This is a genomic window from Serratia nevei (genome assembly GCF_024160145.1).
GTDB classification, from domain to species: domain Bacteria; phylum Pseudomonadota; class Gammaproteobacteria; order Enterobacterales; family Enterobacteriaceae; genus Serratia; species Serratia nevei_A.
On record NZ_JAMYWQ010000001.1, the window covers coordinates 293,697 to 308,649 of the forward strand.

20 protein-coding genes are annotated in these 14,953 nt (G+C 61.4%); 12 read left to right on the forward strand and 8 right to left on the reverse strand.

Annotated features, from left to right (window positions below; translation table 11 throughout):
* Window positions 1-74 precede the first annotated feature (74 nt).
* The 7 genes from M6G53_RS01245 (at window position 75) to M6G53_RS01275 (ending at window position 4,529) form a co-directional block, all read left to right on the forward strand.
* On the forward strand, window positions 75-368 hold the full coding sequence (locus M6G53_RS01245; RefSeq protein ID WP_253328410.1) for an Rdx family protein: 294 nt from the start codon (window positions 75-77) through the stop codon (window positions 366-368).
* Between the two features lie 114 nt (window positions 369-482).
* Window positions 483-1,259: an MBL fold metallo-hydrolase gene (locus tag M6G53_RS01250; protein ID WP_253328411.1), complete on the forward strand. Its 777-nt coding sequence runs from the start codon at window positions 483-485 to the stop codon at window positions 1,257-1,259.
* A 13-nt stretch (window positions 1,260-1,272) separates the two neighbouring features.
* The gene (locus tag M6G53_RS01255) at window positions 1,273-2,235 is read left to right on the forward strand and encodes a GlxA family transcriptional regulator (RefSeq protein ID WP_253328412.1); all 963 of its coding nucleotides are present in this window, start codon (window positions 1,273-1,275) and stop codon (window positions 2,233-2,235) included.
* 65 nt (window positions 2,236-2,300) lie between these two features.
* Window positions 2,301-2,795 (forward strand): TIGR00645 family protein, encoded by a 495-nt coding sequence (locus tag M6G53_RS01260; RefSeq protein WP_253328522.1) that lies wholly within the window; start codon window positions 2,301-2,303, stop codon window positions 2,793-2,795.
* A gap of 184 nt (window positions 2,796-2,979) precedes the next feature.
* Window positions 2,980-3,435 carry a 3-hydroxyacyl-ACP dehydratase FabZ gene (gene fabZ, locus M6G53_RS01265; RefSeq protein WP_253328413.1) on the forward strand — a complete coding sequence of 152 codons (456 nt, stop codon included), beginning with the start codon at window positions 2,980-2,982 and terminating at the stop codon, window positions 3,433-3,435.
* A 30-nt stretch (window positions 3,436-3,465) separates the two neighbouring features.
* Window positions 3,466-4,254: a spermidine synthase gene (locus M6G53_RS01270; RefSeq protein WP_253328414.1), complete on the forward strand. Its 789-nt coding sequence runs from the start codon at window positions 3,466-3,468 to the stop codon at window positions 4,252-4,254.
* Window positions 4,255-4,334: 80 nt separating this feature from the next.
* Window positions 4,335-4,529 (forward strand): ribbon-helix-helix protein, CopG family, encoded by a 195-nt coding sequence (locus tag M6G53_RS01275; protein WP_004928567.1) that lies wholly within the window; start codon window positions 4,335-4,337, stop codon window positions 4,527-4,529.
* 8 nt (window positions 4,530-4,537) lie between these two features.
* Here the strand turns inward: M6G53_RS01275 and M6G53_RS01280 are convergent, their stop codons facing one another.
* Window positions 4,538-5,152 carry a TetR/AcrR family transcriptional regulator gene (locus M6G53_RS01280; RefSeq protein WP_253328415.1) on the reverse strand — a complete coding sequence of 205 codons (615 nt, stop codon included), beginning with the start codon at window positions 5,150-5,152 and terminating at the stop codon, window positions 4,538-4,540.
* A gap of 116 nt (window positions 5,153-5,268) precedes the next feature.
* On the opposite strand from M6G53_RS01280, the gene M6G53_RS01285 reads away from it, so the two are divergent.
* Together M6G53_RS01285 and M6G53_RS01290 are read left to right on the forward strand one after the other, a co-directional pair.
* Window positions 5,269-6,285 carry an SDR family oxidoreductase gene (locus tag M6G53_RS01285; RefSeq protein ID WP_253328416.1) on the forward strand — a complete coding sequence of 339 codons (1,017 nt, stop codon included), beginning with the start codon at window positions 5,269-5,271 and terminating at the stop codon, window positions 6,283-6,285.
* 81 nt (window positions 6,286-6,366) lie between these two features.
* Entirely contained in the window at window positions 6,367-6,771 is a 405-nt protein-coding gene (locus M6G53_RS01290; protein WP_253328417.1) for a VOC family protein, read from the forward strand.
* A gap of 82 nt (window positions 6,772-6,853) precedes the next feature.
* On the opposite strand, the gene M6G53_RS01295 is transcribed toward M6G53_RS01290, so the two are convergent.
* The 3 genes from M6G53_RS01295 to M6G53_RS01305 form a co-directional block, all read right to left on the reverse strand.
* Entirely contained in the window at window positions 6,854-8,248 is a 1,395-nt protein-coding gene (locus tag M6G53_RS01295; protein ID WP_253328418.1) for an MFS transporter, read from the reverse strand.
* Between the two features lie 113 nt (window positions 8,249-8,361).
* Window positions 8,362-9,429, reverse strand: a complete 1,068-nt coding sequence (locus M6G53_RS01300) for an oxidoreductase (RefSeq protein WP_253328419.1) — start codon at window positions 9,427-9,429, stop codon at window positions 8,362-8,364.
* A 12-nt stretch (window positions 9,430-9,441) separates the two neighbouring features.
* Window positions 9,442-10,191, reverse strand: coding sequence for a DeoR/GlpR family DNA-binding transcription regulator (locus M6G53_RS01305; protein ID WP_253328420.1), 750 nt, complete (start codon window positions 10,189-10,191; stop codon window positions 9,442-9,444).
* A gap of 22 nt (window positions 10,192-10,213) precedes the next feature.
* Between M6G53_RS01305 and M6G53_RS25485 the strand changes: the two genes are divergently transcribed.
* Window positions 10,214-10,339, forward strand: a complete 126-nt coding sequence (locus M6G53_RS25485; protein ID WP_301286072.1) for a hypothetical protein — start codon at window positions 10,214-10,216, stop codon at window positions 10,337-10,339.
* Complete coding sequence (locus tag M6G53_RS01310) at window positions 10,339-11,217, forward strand: alpha/beta hydrolase (protein ID WP_253328421.1); 879 nt, start codon at window positions 10,339-10,341, stop codon at window positions 11,215-11,217. Before M6G53_RS25485 ends, M6G53_RS01310 begins: the two co-directional genes overlap by 1 nt.
* Before the next feature lie 49 nt (window positions 11,218-11,266).
* Here M6G53_RS01310 and M6G53_RS01315 read toward each other — a convergent pair whose 3' ends face one another.
* The 3 genes from M6G53_RS01315 to M6G53_RS01325 all read right to left on the reverse strand — a co-directional run bounded on the left by M6G53_RS01315 (window position 11,267) and on the right by M6G53_RS01325 (window position 12,589).
* Entirely contained in the window at window positions 11,267-11,401 is a 135-nt protein-coding gene (locus tag M6G53_RS01315; protein WP_253328422.1) for an AcrZ family multidrug efflux pump-associated protein, read from the reverse strand.
* Window positions 11,402-11,592: 191 nt separating this feature from the next.
* Window positions 11,593-12,063: an Rrf2 family transcriptional regulator gene (locus M6G53_RS01320; RefSeq protein ID WP_253328423.1), complete on the reverse strand. Its 471-nt coding sequence runs from the start codon at window positions 12,061-12,063 to the stop codon at window positions 11,593-11,595.
* 130 nt (window positions 12,064-12,193) lie between these two features.
* Entirely contained in the window at window positions 12,194-12,589 is a 396-nt protein-coding gene (locus tag M6G53_RS01325) for a DUF427 domain-containing protein (RefSeq protein ID WP_253328424.1), read from the reverse strand.
* Between the two features lie 231 nt (window positions 12,590-12,820).
* On the opposite strand from M6G53_RS01325, the gene osmB reads away from it, so the two are divergent.
* The gene (gene osmB / locus M6G53_RS01330) at window positions 12,821-13,033 is read left to right on the forward strand and encodes an osmotically-inducible lipoprotein OsmB (protein ID WP_253328425.1); all 213 of its coding nucleotides are present in this window, start codon (window positions 12,821-12,823) and stop codon (window positions 13,031-13,033) included.
* A gap of 161 nt (window positions 13,034-13,194) precedes the next feature.
* Here osmB and M6G53_RS01335 read toward each other — a convergent pair whose 3' ends face one another.
* On the reverse strand, window positions 13,195-14,736 hold the full coding sequence (locus M6G53_RS01335; protein ID WP_253328523.1) for a methyl-accepting chemotaxis protein: 1,542 nt from the start codon (window positions 14,734-14,736) through the stop codon (window positions 13,195-13,197).
* Window positions 14,737-14,953 lie beyond the last annotated feature (217 nt).

The window sequence follows — 14,953 nt, forward strand, 5'->3', positions numbered from 1 at the left end:
GCGAGACAAAGCCACCATCGCTTGCAGGTCCATCAGGCTGATTGCGAGCCGTCACCACTACCGGTCAATCATCAATGAAAAATGCCCCCGCCGTCACCATCCACTATTGTTCACAATGCAACTGGCTGTTGCGCGCCGGCTGGATGGCGCAAGAGCTACTGAATACCTTCGGCGACGAACTCGCCTCCGTCACCCTGATGCCGGGCACCGGCGGGGTGTATCAAATCAGCGTCGATGGCGTGATGATTTGGGATCGCCAGATCGACGGCGGCTTCCCCGATGCGGCGCAGCTGAAGCAGCGCCTGCGCGATCACAGCTTCCCCGATCGTTCTCTCGGCCACAACGACGGTAAAAAAGCCAGGCACTGAACGCCGTTCGCGGCTATCTGGCCCGATTCCATCGTTTATTGTCCGTCAGGCTACTCACCGGTGCTCTGAGCGGTTGCCTATACTGGCACCACCTTAACCGCTCAGGATCCACCGATGAAATTAACGCACATTCGCAACGCCACCCTGCTGATCGACTACGCCGGCAAATCGTTCTTGATAGACCCGTTCCTGGCGCCGTCTGGCACCTACCCAGGGTTTGAAGGCTCGCTGAACGCCCATCTGCGCAACCCGCTGGTCGATCTGCCGGTCGACGTCAACAGCCTGCTGCATCCCGACGCGGTGCTGGTCACTCACACTCACCTCGATCATTGGGATGAGGCTGCACAACGCCTGTTGCCCAAGGACACGCCAATATTTGCGCAGCACGAACAAGACGCCGCGCTGATCCGCGCAGCCGGCTTTCGGCGAGTGCGGGTATTGCAAGCGCAGACCGCGTTCGACGGGATCATGCTGTACAAGACCGCCGGTCAACACGGCAGCGATCGCGCCTATGCCGATGCGCAGCTGGCGGCAATTCTCGGCGAAGTCTGCGGCATTGTGTTTTCACACCCGGCGGAGCCGTGTGTCTATCTGGCCGGCGACACCGTGTGGCATCGGCACGTGGACGAGGCATTGCGCGCTTTCACGCCGGACGTCATTATTCTGAACGCCGGCGATGCGCAAATTCCGGGCATCGGTAACATCATCATGGGGAAGGCAGACCTGTTGCGCGCGCACCGGGCCATGCCGAACGCCACCCTCGTGGCCACCCACCTGGAAGCCGTCAACCACTGCGTTCTCAGCCGCGAGGCGCTGCGCCAGTTTATCGCGGAGCAGGCATTGAGCCCCTGGGTGCGCGTGCCGGAGGATGGCGAGAGTTATTATCTGTAATCAGAGGGAATTTATGGCCGTTCCATCCGTCTCCATCGTTGCGACCCCCGGTTTCAGCCCGTTTCATTTTTCGGTGCCCTGCATCATTTTTGGCGAGATGCTGGCCGATGAACCGCTGTTCGAGCTGCGAATTTGCGCGCTCCAGGCGGGCGTTATTCGCTCCGATCTCGGCATGTCGCTGGAGGTGCTCGACGATCTGACGGCGTTGCAGCGTGCGGATATCATCGTGATCCCCTTCTGGCCACATCCGGAGGAACGCCCCGCGGTGGCGCTGATCGACGCGTTGAATGCCGCCTATCGACGCGGCGCGCAGATCGTCGGGCTTTGCCTTGGCACCTACGTGCTGGCCTATGCCGGTCTGCTCGACCAGCGCCGCGCCGCCACCCATTGGGAAAGCGAAGCGGACTTTTCGGCGCGTTTTCCTCAGGTACAGTTGGACGCCAACGCGCTGTACGTCAGCGATGAACGGCTAATCACCTCCGCCGGCACCGCCGCCGGGCTGGATTGCTGTCTGCACGTGGTCAGGCAGCACCACGGCAGCGCCATCGCCAACCGTCTGGCCAGACGCATGGTGATCCCACCGCACCGGGACGGTGGACAGGCGCAGTTTATCGCCCGCCCGCTGCCGGCCACGACGCAGGATCAACGCATCAATCGCTTGTTGGTTCATCTGCGCGAGCGCCTGGCGCAGCCGCACGATCTGGATACGCTGGCCCGCTTTGTCGCCATGAGCCGCCGCACTTTTACCCGCCATTTTCAACAGGCCACCGGCATGAGCGTCGGCGAATGGCTGAATGCCGAACGCCTGCTATATAGCCAAACCCTGCTGGAAAGCACACGGCATCCCATTGCAACCATCGCCACTCTGGCGGGTTTTCAGTCCGAAGTCTCCTTCCGCCAGCGTTTTAAACAGCGTTTCGCCGTCAGCCCCAGCGAATGGCGCAGAACCTTCCAGCCGCCGGGCGTAAGCGGTTGATTTCGCCCGGGCCACCTGCGTTATACTGAGCGCCCTTTTAGCCACGCATTTAAAACCATTTTATGATTGAACGTTTGCTAGAAAACGCGATGTACGCCTCCCGCTGGCTGCTCGCGCCGGTTTATTTCGGCCTTTCACTGGCTCTGGTCGCCCTGTCGATCAAATTTTTCCAGGAGATCCTGCATGTCCTGCCCAATATTTTCTCCATCGCTGAAGCCGATTTGATCCTGACCCTGCTGTCGCTGGTCGATATGGCGTTGGTGGGTGGCCTGCTGGTGATGGTGATGTTCTCCGGGTATGAAAACTTCGTCTCGCAGCTGGATATCACCGAAGGAAAAGAAAAACTGAGCTGGCTGGGCAAAATGGACGCCACCTCGCTGAAAAACAAAGTCGCCGCGTCCATCGTCGCCATCTCCTCCATTCACCTGCTGCGGGTGTTCATGGATGCCAAGAACGTGTCGGACAATAAGCTGATGTGGTACGTGATCATCCACCTTACCTTCGTGCTATCCGCTTTCGTGATGGGCTATCTCGACAAAGTGACCCGCTCCAAGCACTAAACCTGCCGCCACACCCGATCGCCAGGATCGGGTGCTTTCGTCACGCCCCTCCTTCGTCCGCTTCTCCGCCGCCTTTTTTTCATCTGGCACATGTGATGATAATTTTATTATAATGTCATTACACTTATTCATGGATCGAACGCCGGGATTGCACCGGTTTCGCCGCAGACAGGATCACGCGCCCATGCCACTGAATGGTCACCCCCTGCAATTCAACGATATTGAGGCGATTTTGCCCCATCGCTATCCCTGCCTGCTGGTTGATCGCGTGCTGCCCGCCGGCACCTGCGTTGCCGAAGGGCGGTTGAGCGCCATCAAGAACATCACCGCCAATGAGCCGACGTTCTGGCGCGGCCACGCGCACTGCGCCGTTTTTCCCGGCGTGCTGTTGGTGGAAGCGCTGGCGCAAAGCACCGGTCTGCTGGCCCATTATTATCTGGGGGCGCTGAACGAAGGGGAGCATTACTATTTCGCCGCTATTCAGCGGGCGCGGTTTTATCGCGCCGCGCGCCCCGGCGATCGGGTGCTGATGGAGGTCGCCTTTGTGCGCCGACGCGGCGCGCTCGCCCGCTTTACCGGCCGCGCCAGCATTGATGGCCGGCGCATTTGCACCGCCGATTTCATGTGCGCCCGTAAATAGGCCGCTCGCCAAAGGAGCCCTGCGAATACCATGTCTCTGGTTGACAGCTTACTCAGAACCCTCGATTTTTCCCCGCGCGGCCAGGTGATCGCCCGCGAAGCCGATGCCTGGGGCGAAATCATCGTTTCCGATCACAAGGACTACCGCACGTTGCGGTTTGACGGCATCTGCGAGCAAAGCAAGATGAGCCTCAGCCATCCCGCACAGCCGATCCACAACTACATCAAAGCGATGCTGATGGCGGTGGCCTGGCAGCCGCCGGCGTCGGCGCTGATCCTGGGATTGGGCGGCGGCAGCCTGCTGCGCGCGCTGTATGCCCTCGATCCGGCGATGCGGCTGGAGGTGGTCGAACTGCGCGCCAGGGTGATCGCCGTCGCGCGCCGTTACTTTACGCTGCCGGTCGCCGACACCATCAGCCTGCGCACCGCCGACGCCATGGACTTCGTGCGCCCGCCCGCCGAGACGCGCTACGATCTGATTTTCTCCGATCTCTATTCGGCATTCACCATGGATCCGCAGCAAGGCACCCAGACCTTCCTGGAGAACTGCGCCGCCCGGCTGAACGACGGGGGCTGGCTGGTGCTGAATTACCACGATCTGCCCGACGAAAACAGCCTGCTATACCACAGCCTGCACCGGATATTCGGCACCGTGCTGTTTTGCACCGCCCCCAGCGGCAACGTGATCATCTACGCTACGCCGGCCCGGGTGGCGCTGCCGCTGAGCGCGCTGCGCCAGCTGGCCGCCGGCAGCGGTGAGCTGTTCAACTGCGAGCTCAGCTATCTGTCGCGCAAAATAGAGCGGCTGCATTTTCGTTGAAGGCGTAAGGCGCCACGGTCTGGCTGGCCGCTTCGCCCGCATGGTATTATCATTCAATTATCATTCTCTGGAGGATCCTGATGGAAAAGAAAACGGCGCGGCTAACGGTGCTGATTGACCCGGACAAGAAGAAAGCCCTGGAAGAGCTGTGCCTGCAGCAGGACGTTACCCCTTCCCAGGTCGTGCGCCAGCTGATCCGCGATTATTTGCACAAACATCAGGTGGACTACCCCAGCCAGCCGACGCACGCCAACCCGCGCGTCGAGAGCAATTGATCCGGTGCTTATTTCAGCGGCGCGTACAACAGCCCGCGCAAAAATAGCATCAGGATTTTCCCATACGGCTCACCGCCGTGCATCGATTTCTGCAATGACAGGCCGTGCGCCATTGCCATAAACGCCGCCGCCAACTCGTCCGGCGCCGCTGGCGGCGTCTTTTCCAGACGCTGGAACAACGTCGCCAGCACTGACGCAATCGCCGCCTGATGGTGCCGCCAGATTTTTTGATACTCTGCGGCAAACGCTGGGCTACGTTGCGCATGCAATTGCAGCTCAACCGACAGCATGCCCCAATCCACGTCCAGATTCAGCGTCGCCGCCCACGCATCCAACGCGGCCAACACCTGCGTCGGCGTTCGCGCATCGTGCTGCGTCAAGTTCGACAATTGGTCCGCCTCCGCCTGCATATGGCGCTGTAAAAGCAGCAACAGCAACGCTTCCTTGGAAGCGAAGTTAGAATAGAATGCGCCCTGCGAATAGCCGGCCTGGCCGGCGATATCCCGAATGGAAGTGGCGCCATAACCGTTGGCGATAAATAGCTGCCGGGCCGTTTCAATCAGCCGCTCGCGCGTTTGCCGTTGGCTTTCCTCACGCGTTAGTCGTTTTTTTGTCGTTTTCATAGCGATCGTTTTGTCTCTCGGCCAATAATTGCCGTTCAAGATATCACTTGATATTTTAAATGCCCACCACTAGTTTAAATATCAAGTGAACTTCCAATAACCAATGAGATTCCAGTATGAGCGACACAAAAACGGCTTTCGTTACCGGCGCCACGGGGCTGCTCGGCAACCATGTGGTACACGCGTTGTTGGCACAGGGCTGGCAGGTTCGGGCGCTGGTGCGCTCGGAGGAAAAAGGCCGCCGGCAGTTCGGTGACATCGCCGGTATTGAACGGGTCACCGGCGACATGAAAGACGTCGCCGCTTTCGCCGACCGACTGGCGGGATGCGACGTTCTTTTTCATACCGCCGCTTATTTTCGCGATAACTACAAAGGTGGCAACCATTGGCATGAGCTGAAAGCGATCAATATCGAAGGCACGGGACACCTGCTGGAACAGGCCCACCGGGCCGGCATTCGCCGTTTCGTCCACACCTCCTCCGTCGCCGTGTTGACCGGAGCGCCCGGGCAATTACTCGATGAAACTTGCCTGCGCCGGCCGGAAAACGCCGATGATTACTACCGCAGCAAAATCTTGGCCGACGACGTCGTGCTCGACTTTTTGCGACGTTATCCGGACATGCACGGCTGCATGGTGTTGCCGGGCTGGATGTGGGGGCCTGCCGATTTAGGCCCCACATCCTCAGGCCAGCTAGCCCGTGATATCCTGCACGGCAAGCTGCCAGGCCTGATCCCGGGCAGCTTTTCGCTGGTCGATGCCCGCGATGTGGCGCAGGCGCTGATCCTGGCCGCGCAACGCGGACAATGCGGCGGCCGCTACCTCGCGGCGGGCAGGCATATGACGATGCAAGAGCTGGTGCCGATGCTGGGAAGTATCGCCGGCGTCAAGACGCCGACGCGGGTTTTGCCCATGATTCTGCTGTACGCGCTGGCGGTATTGCAGGAGGCCTATTCCCGCCTCAGCGGCAAGCCGATCCTGCTGAGCCTGGCGACGGTAAGATTGATGATGCGGGAAGCCGACCGTTCACACTACAACCCGGCCAAAAGCGAACGCGAGTTGGGACTAAGCTTCAGACCGCTGGAACAAACGCTCGTCGACACGCTGAGCTGGCTCCGTGCCAACGCACCTTGATGTCGCCGGATCTGTCCATTCGGGGATATCGCTGCTACTGTTTTATGCGTTCATTCTCTCTCTTCGGAAAGGAAGCGTGCCATGTTCAGCCATATTACCGTCGGCGTCAGCAATCTGGACGCCGCCGCCGCGTTCTACGACGCTATTTTGTTGCCGCTGGGATTACAGCGGCGGGAAGTGACGCCGGACGGCGGGCCCGCCGCCCGCTGCTGGGTGATGCCGGGCCAAACGCTGCCGCGTTTTTATGCCTATCAACCCTTCGACGGGCAGCCCGCCAGCGCCGGCAACGGCAGCATGCTGGCCTTTCTCGCCGCCGATGAGCTGGCGGTCAAACGGGCCTACGCCGCCGGCCTGCTGGCGGGCGGCAGCAGCGAAGGCGAGCCCGGCGAGCGTGCGCACTACGGTAAAGGCTATTTTGGCGCTTACCTGCGCGATCCGGACGGCAACAAGATTCATGTGGTTTACCGGGGAGATCTCGCCTGTTGAAATGTCCGGTTTACCTGCGCTTCCCCTGAGCAGCGTCTGCCGCTGCCGGCCGCACGGGTTTCGTACAGGCACGCTACGCGTTTCAGCGCGCGTCGTAACCCAGCGCCCGTCGGCGGCCGCCGAAGGCGATGAGCAATGCCGCCAGCGCCAACAGCGCCGCCGCGCCGTAGGTTACGCGCATGCCGTAAGCCGCGGCCGCAGCGCCGCCGGCCACCTGCTGGGAGGCCAGATAAAATAGCGCCCCCATCGCCGAAGCGCCGGTGATCGCGCCGAGATTGCGCGACAGGTTCACCATCCCGGCGATAAGCCCACGTCGTTCAGGAAACAGATCTTTCATCAGCGCGGTGTTGTTGGCCACCTGAAACAGCGCATAGCCGGCGGTCAGCAGCGCGATCGGCGCGACATAGCCAAGCACGCCCCAGCGGTAAAGCAATGACAGCAATGCCGCGCCGGCCGTCACCGCCGCCAACCCAAACTGGGCGATGCGCTGCGAGCCAAAGCGATCCACCAGATAACCGGCCGGAATGCCGGTCAGGATCGCCACCGCCGGCCCTGCCGACATCACCAAGCCGACCTGCACGGCGCTCAGCCCCAACGCCCGCGACAAATAAAACGGCCCGACCACCAGCGTGGCGGTCATGACCGTCATCACCAGCGCGCTGGCCGTCAGCCCCGTCGTCAGGGCCGGATGGCGGAACATCGCCGGCGCCAACAGCGGCGCTGTGGCGCGGCGCTCCACGCGGATAAACAACGCCCCCGCCAGCAAAGCGCCCAATATCAACGCCAGGTTGAGCGCGCCGAAGTCGCCGCGCCCGAGTGTCATCGCCAGCGAATAGCAGAGCAATGCGCCGCCCAGCAACAGCGTACCGGCGCGATCGAACGGTTCCTGGCGCGCTGCCGCGCGCGGCCCATCCGGCAAGTATCGCCAGCCGAGCCACAGCGCCAGCAGCCCCAGCGGCAGGTTGATCAGGAACATCGCCCGCCAGCCGAAACCGGCGATCAGCGCGCCGCCCAATGACGGGCCCAGCGCAGTGCCCACCGCCGACATGGTGCCGAGCAGCCCCATCGCGCGGCCGATTTTTTCCGTGCCCAGCGTCTCGCCCGCCAGCGCCATGGCGATCGACATCATGGCCGCGCCTCCCAGCCCCTGCGCCATACGCGCCGCCAGCAGCAGCCAAAGCTGCGGGGCCAGCGCGCAAGCCAGCGAGGCGGCGGTAAACAGCGCGATGCCCGCCAGCAGCAGGCGACGGCGATTGAGGCGGTCGCCCAATCGGCCGATGCCGATGATGCAGGTGGTGACGGCCAACAGATAGCAGAGCAGTACCCACTGTACCGCCTGGAACGAGGCATCAAACGCGACGGCCAGCGCCGGCAGCCCGACGTTGGCGATGCTGATGCCGAGCGATGACAGCAGCATGCTCAGAGAAAGTGCGGCCAGTATGCCGCGAACGCCCTGCGGCGAAGGATGGGATAACATGATAAACACTCCTGACATAGACTGAGGGTTAGCCTATGCCAGAGGGTGGGATAGCGGAAGACGCACGATATGCACTTTATCAATGCGTCTGGCGCCTTATCTGACGCGTTCCATCACCAGGCGGCGATCTCCGCCGCGGTGAGCGGCAGCGGCTGAGTCACGCCGGTTTCCGCCGCGCGGGTCGCCGCCTCCAGCACCGCCATCACCGCCAGCGCCTGCGGGGCGGTAACCGGATTGTTGCCGACGCCGCGCAGCGCATCGCGCACCTGGACGTAATATTGACGCTGGTCGCCATCCGGCGTCGGCAGCGTGCGCACTGGCTCCGTGCCGATAAACAGGCTCATCGCGTCGTCGTCTTTGCCCCACTCCGTCGCCCCCGGCGTCACGCCGGCCAGCAGTTGGCTCTCCTGCCCGTCGGCGCGCGCTTTGACCACGCTGCCTTTCTCGCCATGCACGGTAAAGCGCGCCACTCCCCCTGCCACCAGCATGCTGCCGTGCAGGATCACGCGGTGCGTCGGGTAATTCAGCACCACGTGGGCCCAGTCGTTAATCTGCGCGTTGGGACGCAGCGTGGCGATGTTGGCCTGCACGCTGTACGGCAAACCGAACAGCTGCAGCGCCTGATCGACCATGTGCGGCCCCAGATCGAACCACAGCCCGCTGCCCGGCAGGTTCTGTTCGCGCCAGCGCACCCGCACTTCAGGGCGGTAGCGATCGATGTGCGACTCAAAGTGCGTCACCCTGCCGATCAGCCCCTGTTCGATCACCTGCTTCACGCCCAGGTAGTCGCTGTCCCAACGGCGGTTCTGGAACACCGACAGCAGGCGATCGTGCTTTTCCGCCGCCGCAATCAGCGTGCGCGCCTGCGCCAAATCCAGCGTAAACGGCTTATCCACCACCACGTGCTTGCCCGCCTCCAGCGCGGCCAGCGCCAGTGGCGCATGGGTATCGTTAGGCGAGGCGATCACCACCAAATCCACCTCCGGCCGACGAATGGCCGCCAGCGGATCGGCGATCACCTGCGCGTGCGGCAGATCGGCATGCACCTTGGCGGCATCGCGCGAAGCCACCACGCTCAGTTCCAGCCCCGGCACCGCGTTAATCAGCGGCGCGTGAAACGCCTTGCCGACAAAGCCGTAGCCAATCAGCGCCACCTGCAACGGTCGAGCAGTCTCGTTCATCAGTGTTCTCCTCTAGCGGTCGTCGGCGACGACACAAAGCTCAGTCAATGAGTGTTCGTCCAGGTTGTCCCACGGGCGATCGGTAAACAAGCGCTGGATCTGCGCCAGATCCGCCACGTGATGCGGCTCGCAGCGATCCAGCTTCATATGGTCGGCCACCAGCCAGCGCTCGCTGCTGTTGGCCAGCATGGCGCGTTTGATCTCTGCATCGGCCTCCTCGCCGGCGCTCAACCCCAGCTGCGCATGCACTGCGCAGGCGCCCAGCAAGGCGATGTCCGCACGGTAGCGTTCCAGCAACGCCAGGGTGGCGCTACCGGCGAACAGCCGCTGGTGCGCATCCCACTGGCCGCCAAGCAGAATCAGGTTGATCTCCCGTCTGTCGCTCAAGCACTGCGCGATATCCAGCGAGGCGGTGATCACCGTGGCCGGCCCACGCAGCGCCTGCGCCACCGCCAGCAGCGTACTGCCCGCATCCAGCATCAGGGTGCTGCCGGGCGGGATCTGCGCGGCCACCGCGCGGCCGAGCCGCTGCTTGACCTGCGGCAACAGCGCCGCACGCGCCTGGCGCGGCATGTCGGACGGTTCGAGCGCGATCGCCCCGCCGTGATGTTTCTGCGCCAGCCCTTGCCGCTCGAGATCGGCCAGATCGCGGCGCACGGTATCGACGGAAACGCCGATGGCGCCGGCCAATTCCGCCACCGCCGCCTGTCCGCGTTCGCTGAGCAAGTCCAGTAAATGGCGCTGTCGTGCCGCTTTGTGCATGGGATTACTCCGCAATAAAAGCATGAAACAGCAATATACAGCAAGAAACAGCAATCGAGAAGCCGCAATGAAGCGCACCGCAGATCAAACATCTTTTCGCCTGCGGGACGATGATGAAGGCATAACGCATCACAATCCGGAGAAATGATGAGCATCGACCTGACGTTTGAAGACCTGAGCGCGCGCGCCGTGCAATACAACGCCCGCGCTTCGGTGGAGGATTTTGACGCCTGCATGCTGGAATACGCCGCGCTGGCCCAGCGTGCCAGGGCGCAGACCCCCGGCATTTACGATCTGCGCTACGGCATGAGCACCGCCGAACGTCTCGATCTGTTCCCGGCTAGCGCTCAGCCCGCCCCGCTGCTGATCTTTATTCATGGTGGCTACTGGCATTCGCAGCGCAAAGAGGAGGCCTGTTCGATGGCCGCCGCATTTGCCCGCCGCGGCGTGGCGGTCGCCACGTTGGAATACACGCTGGCACCGGAGGCGACGCTGGCGGAGATCGTGCATGAGGTGCGCAGCGCCGTCGCCTGGCTTTACCACCACGGAGCCCCCTTCGGCATCGATCCGGCGCGCATTTTCGTCAGCGGCAGTTCGGCCGGCGGCCACCTGTGCGGCATGCTGATCGCCGACGGCTGGCAACAACGCTATCGCCTGCCGCCCGACGCGATCAAGGGCGCGCTGGCGCTGAGCGGCTTATACGATCTGCGCCCGCTGTGCGATATCTACATCAACGACTGGCTGCACCTGACGCCCGAACAGGCGCAAACCCTCAGCCCGCTGTTTTTGCTGCCGGCGAAAGAACATGCGCCGCAGATATTGCTCGACGTCGGCCAGCGGGAAACCCTGGGGTTCAAAAACCAGACGCAGGCCTATTATGACGCCTGCCTGGCACGCGGCCTCGACGTCCGGCTGCTGGCCGATCGCCACTGCAATCACTTTACGTTGGTCAATGAGCTGGCCGATGCGGAAAGCGCGATGTTTCGGCAGGTGATGGCGATGATTGACGCCACAGCGCAATCTTAAAGGGGAAAGGAGATAAGAGAGCCGGGGGCTGAGCGCCCCCTGCGTGCTATCAGCCTTTTTTGCGGCCGATAGCGGAAAAGACGTTGAACACTTCACCCAGACCGTAAATCGAGCCGAGCAAGACGGCCACCATTACCGGCACCAGGACCACCACGGTGGCCAAGCTTTCAATCATTTCTAACATCGTTTTCTCCTGGTTTTAAACACAGCAAATCTGCGCCGGAATAAACGGTTTCCGGCCAATCGGTCAATTATCGCGGGGAGGCAGTCTAAAACGTGAGCTACATCACACTTGATGCGAGCTAATGTAACTTACACAATTACATTAAATCAATGCAAAAAATGCTCTGCACGACAGCGGGTTGGGTGCGGTTTTTATTGCGTATCCGATTGATATTGCGGTGAACATGGGACGAAAGGATAGCCGGCGCGCAGCTCGACCTGCCCGGCCATTTCGGCGATGCTGGTTTGCGCCAGACTGGCTTCCAGCGCGACGCCAATGCGCGCAAACTCTTGCTCCAGCACCGGGGTTATCGCATGGCCGATATAGCACGCATCGTTAGGCCGGGTGCGGTGCAGCATGAAAAAAGGCTGATCCTCCACCGCGCGGTACACGTCCAGCAGCGAGATCGCTTCCGCCGGCCGCGCCAGCAGCGCCCCGCCGCCTTGCCCCATCTGCGAATAGGTCAACCCCGCCTCCGCCAGCGCGCCGAGGATGCGCCGCACCACCGTCGGGTTGGTATTGACGCTGCGCGCGATATCTTCGGAACGCACCGTTTGGCCACGGCACAGCGTGATGTTGGTGAGAATATGGATGGCAACGGCGAATCGCGTAGAGGTAGACACCTTGGCACCTGCTCAGAGTTTCGTTATGTCGGATTAAAACATAAGGAAAACGTATCAATTTCCGGTAATGCACATAATGAGTAGGGATAAAAGGAATGTCAACCGGCCGCCGTCCGATGGCGGCAGCGGCTCACGCTTCGCTGCGGATCTCCGCGACTTTGTCGGGATAAAATGCCAAATAATCCTTAATCGCCACCACGGCGTTATAGGGCATTTCATAACTCCAGGCCACATTGGCCTCCTGCTCGCCGTTAAGCACAAGGGAGAAATAACTGCAGTCGCCCTTATAAGGGCAGTAGCTGACGCGTTCGTTTTTTTGCAGCAGCGCCATACTCACCTCCTCGCGCGGAAAGTAAAACACCGGCGGATAATGGGCCTCCTGCAGGACGAGCGCATTGCGGCTGTCGGCCAGAACGTGGCCGGCGGCTCGCACGACGACCCGCACCGGATGGCAGGCCAGCGTGATCGGATGGTCCGGGCCGGGGATTTTCACCGGCTTGCCGGATGCGGAAACAAGATCGGACATGGCGGCCTCCCGCGTGAGCGCCCCGCACTCTGCGAGGCTTATTCCCAGTATAGTCGGGCGATTTTGCCGGCGGCTGCACATTCGGCGAGCAAACGCTTTTCGCCGCCGAAAAATTAAGAATTTTTACCTGTTCGATTTTCTTACGGCGGAATACATTCATCCCAACGTCTACCGGCGGGTTAATCGGATTATTTTTAATCCATTAACCGGTCAATTTACCAGGAACTCATTATGAATATTAAACGTGCCGCAGGTGTATTGGTGGTGGTCATGGCTACGCTTTCCGTTACCGCATGCGGGCATATGTCCAATCGCGATCGCAACACGGCGATCGGCGCAGGCGTGGGCGCGGTCGGCGGCGCAGTGCTGACCGACGGCAGCACGCTGGGCACCCTCGGCGGCGCGGCGATCGGCGGCATCATCGGCCACCAGACCAGCCGTTAATCCTCCCGTCAAAAAATACTCTCCGCAGGCCGGCTATTTTTTAACTCACCCGCGCCGGCCTGCTTTTTTATTTATCCCGATGGATTTCCTCAGGGGAGGAAAAAATAATAAACCGCGTTAAACGCCGATTTATTATTCATTAATCGGCACCGTGGTTATTATTATGCGGGCAACCTGAAGCGCGCCATCGCTTTTTCTAACCGTTCCGACTCGCCCTGCAGCAGCTGCGAAGCCTCGGCCACGGCGTTCACCACCGTGCCGGTTTGCCGCGCTACCTGATTCAGCGCCGCGATGCGCGCCGTCACGCCCTGAATGCTTTCTCCCTGATTGAGCGACGCCTGGGAAATATCCCCCATCAGCGCACTGCATTTGTTCACCAGATCGATAATCTGGCGCAGGTTGCCCGTCAGCAGATCCACCGCCTGCGAACCTTGATCGATTTGCTGCAGCGAACGGTTGATCAACTGCTGAATGTCGCGCGTCGAATGGCTGCTCTTTTGCGCCAACAGCCCCACCTCTTTGGCCACGATGGCAAAGCCGCGGCCATGAACGCCGGCGTGCGCCGCCTCGATTGCCGCATTCAGCGCCAGAATATTGGTCTGGAACGCCACGCTGTCGATCAGCGCAACGATGCCGCGCATTTCGGCCGATTGGTTGACGATCCCTTGCATCGAAACATTAACGGTTTCCATCATCTGCTCGCCGGCGCCGGCGCACTGTCGAGCCTGTTCGGTTCGTTGGCTGGCCTGCTGCGCGTATTGGCCGTTTTCCTCCACCCGCGCCGCCAACTGCTGCACGTGCTCGGTCGCCAGCTGCAATTCACCGTTCTGCTTCGCCGATTGCGCCGTCAACTGCAGATTGCCGTCCGCCAACCGCCCGACGCCGTTCAGGATCCCGCTCGCCGCATCGCGCACCTCGCTGACCAGGCGCTGCAGGCCGCCCTGCATGTGGCCAATGCTGGTCTGCAGCTGGCGCATCTCGCGGTTGAATGCCCGCTCAGGCGGCAGCGGCCGCGAAAGATCGCCGGCGGCCAGCACGTTGAGGTGCGCGATCGCCCGCTGCAGCGGTGCGATCACCCAGCGGGAGACGCCGAACCACACCCCCGCGGCGATCAGCGCCAGCGCGGCCAGCGCGCCGAGCGCAAAGCTCTTGGCCTGTTCCAGCGCCGCCAATTGCCGCACGTTGACGTCATCGCCGCGCCGTTCGTTCAGCGCCTGGTAAGCGAGATACTTGTCGTTGAAATCCGCCTGAAACGCCTGGATCGGCACGGCGAAAAACGCCTCGATGCTACTGCCCTGCAACCCTTGCGCCTGCTCTTTCAGGCCGTCATAGAACAGGCGATAGCTGTCTTTCAGGGCCGCTGCCGCCGCGGGCGCATCCGCGCTCAAGCGCTCAAACTGGGTGAAGGCCTGCTCTGAAGCCTGCAACGCCGCCAACGACTCATCCAGCAGGCTGTGCCAGCTGCCGTCGGAGCCGGTGGCTTTGTCCTGCAGATAATAAATCCCCGCGCGGTTGAGGGTATCGCTGGCCGTCAGCAGCGACAGCCTGGCGCGATCCATCGTCGCCTGCTGGCGATGCAACGCGTCGCCCGTCACCAGGTTGAGCCTGGCGTCGCGCAAAATATTGGAAATAAATACGGTGGAAAACAATTGCAGCAGAGAAAATAACGCGATAACGCAAATTACGCCGCTTAATAAGCCCATGCTCTTGCCGAAGCCAAACGCGCGCGGCAGCGCCGCCGCAGATTTTACCCTGCGGCCCAGTGTCAGTTTTATGTTCATGATTTTTAGTCAGTAATACCAAGATGCCGCGAGTCTAACGGGCATTGATGACAGAATTATTTCACCGCTATTGGCACACCGAACTACCGACTCTTCATCACCGTTGTCTTTACCCTCCTGCGGCTAAAACCGGCAGCCG

Bases quoted from the DNA above. Each gene is read 5' to 3' on its own strand.
- M6G53_RS01245 (WP_253328410.1), top strand. From the start codon at position 75: ATGAAAAATGCCCCCGCCGTCACCATCCACTATTGTTCACAATGCAAC.
- M6G53_RS01250 (WP_253328411.1), top strand. From the start codon at position 483: ATGAAATTAACGCACATTCGCAACGCCACCCTGCTGATCGACTACGCC.
- M6G53_RS01255 (WP_253328412.1), top strand. From the start codon at position 1,273: ATGGCCGTTCCATCCGTCTCCATCGTTGCGACCCCCGGTTTCAGCCCG.
- fabZ (WP_253328413.1), top strand. From the start codon at position 2,980: ATGCCACTGAATGGTCACCCCCTGCAATTCAACGATATTGAGGCGATT.
- M6G53_RS01270 (WP_253328414.1), top strand. From the start codon at position 3,466: ATGTCTCTGGTTGACAGCTTACTCAGAACCCTCGATTTTTCCCCGCGC.
- M6G53_RS01275 (WP_004928567.1), top strand. From the start codon at position 4,335: ATGGAAAAGAAAACGGCGCGGCTAACGGTGCTGATTGACCCGGACAAG.
- M6G53_RS01280 (WP_253328415.1), bottom strand. From the start codon at position 5,152: ATGAAAACGACAAAAAAACGACTAACGCGTGAGGAAAGCCAACGGCAA.
- M6G53_RS01285 (WP_253328416.1), top strand. From the start codon at position 5,269: ATGAGCGACACAAAAACGGCTTTCGTTACCGGCGCCACGGGGCTGCTC.
- M6G53_RS01290 (WP_253328417.1), top strand. From the start codon at position 6,367: ATGTTCAGCCATATTACCGTCGGCGTCAGCAATCTGGACGCCGCCGCC.
- M6G53_RS01295 (WP_253328418.1), bottom strand. From the start codon at position 8,248: ATGTTATCCCATCCTTCGCCGCAGGGCGTTCGCGGCATACTGGCCGCA.
- M6G53_RS01300 (WP_253328419.1), bottom strand. From the start codon at position 9,429: ATGAACGAGACTGCTCGACCGTTGCAGGTGGCGCTGATTGGCTACGGC.
- M6G53_RS01305 (WP_253328420.1), bottom strand. From the start codon at position 10,191: ATGCACAAAGCGGCACGACAGCGCCATTTACTGGACTTGCTCAGCGAA.
- M6G53_RS25485 (WP_301286072.1), top strand. From the start codon at position 10,214: ATGAAACAGCAATATACAGCAAGAAACAGCAATCGAGAAGCCGCAATG.
- M6G53_RS01310 (WP_253328421.1), top strand. From the start codon at position 10,339: ATGAGCATCGACCTGACGTTTGAAGACCTGAGCGCGCGCGCCGTGCAA.
- M6G53_RS01315 (WP_253328422.1), bottom strand. From the start codon at position 11,401: ATGTTAGAAATGATTGAAAGCTTGGCCACCGTGGTGGTCCTGGTGCCG.
- M6G53_RS01325 (WP_253328424.1), bottom strand. From the start codon at position 12,589: ATGTCCGATCTTGTTTCCGCATCCGGCAAGCCGGTGAAAATCCCCGGC.
- osmB (WP_253328425.1), top strand. From the start codon at position 12,821: ATGAATATTAAACGTGCCGCAGGTGTATTGGTGGTGGTCATGGCTACG.
- M6G53_RS01335 (WP_253328523.1), bottom strand. From the start codon at position 14,736: ATGGGCTTATTAAGCGGCGTAATTTGCGTTATCGCGTTATTTTCTCTG.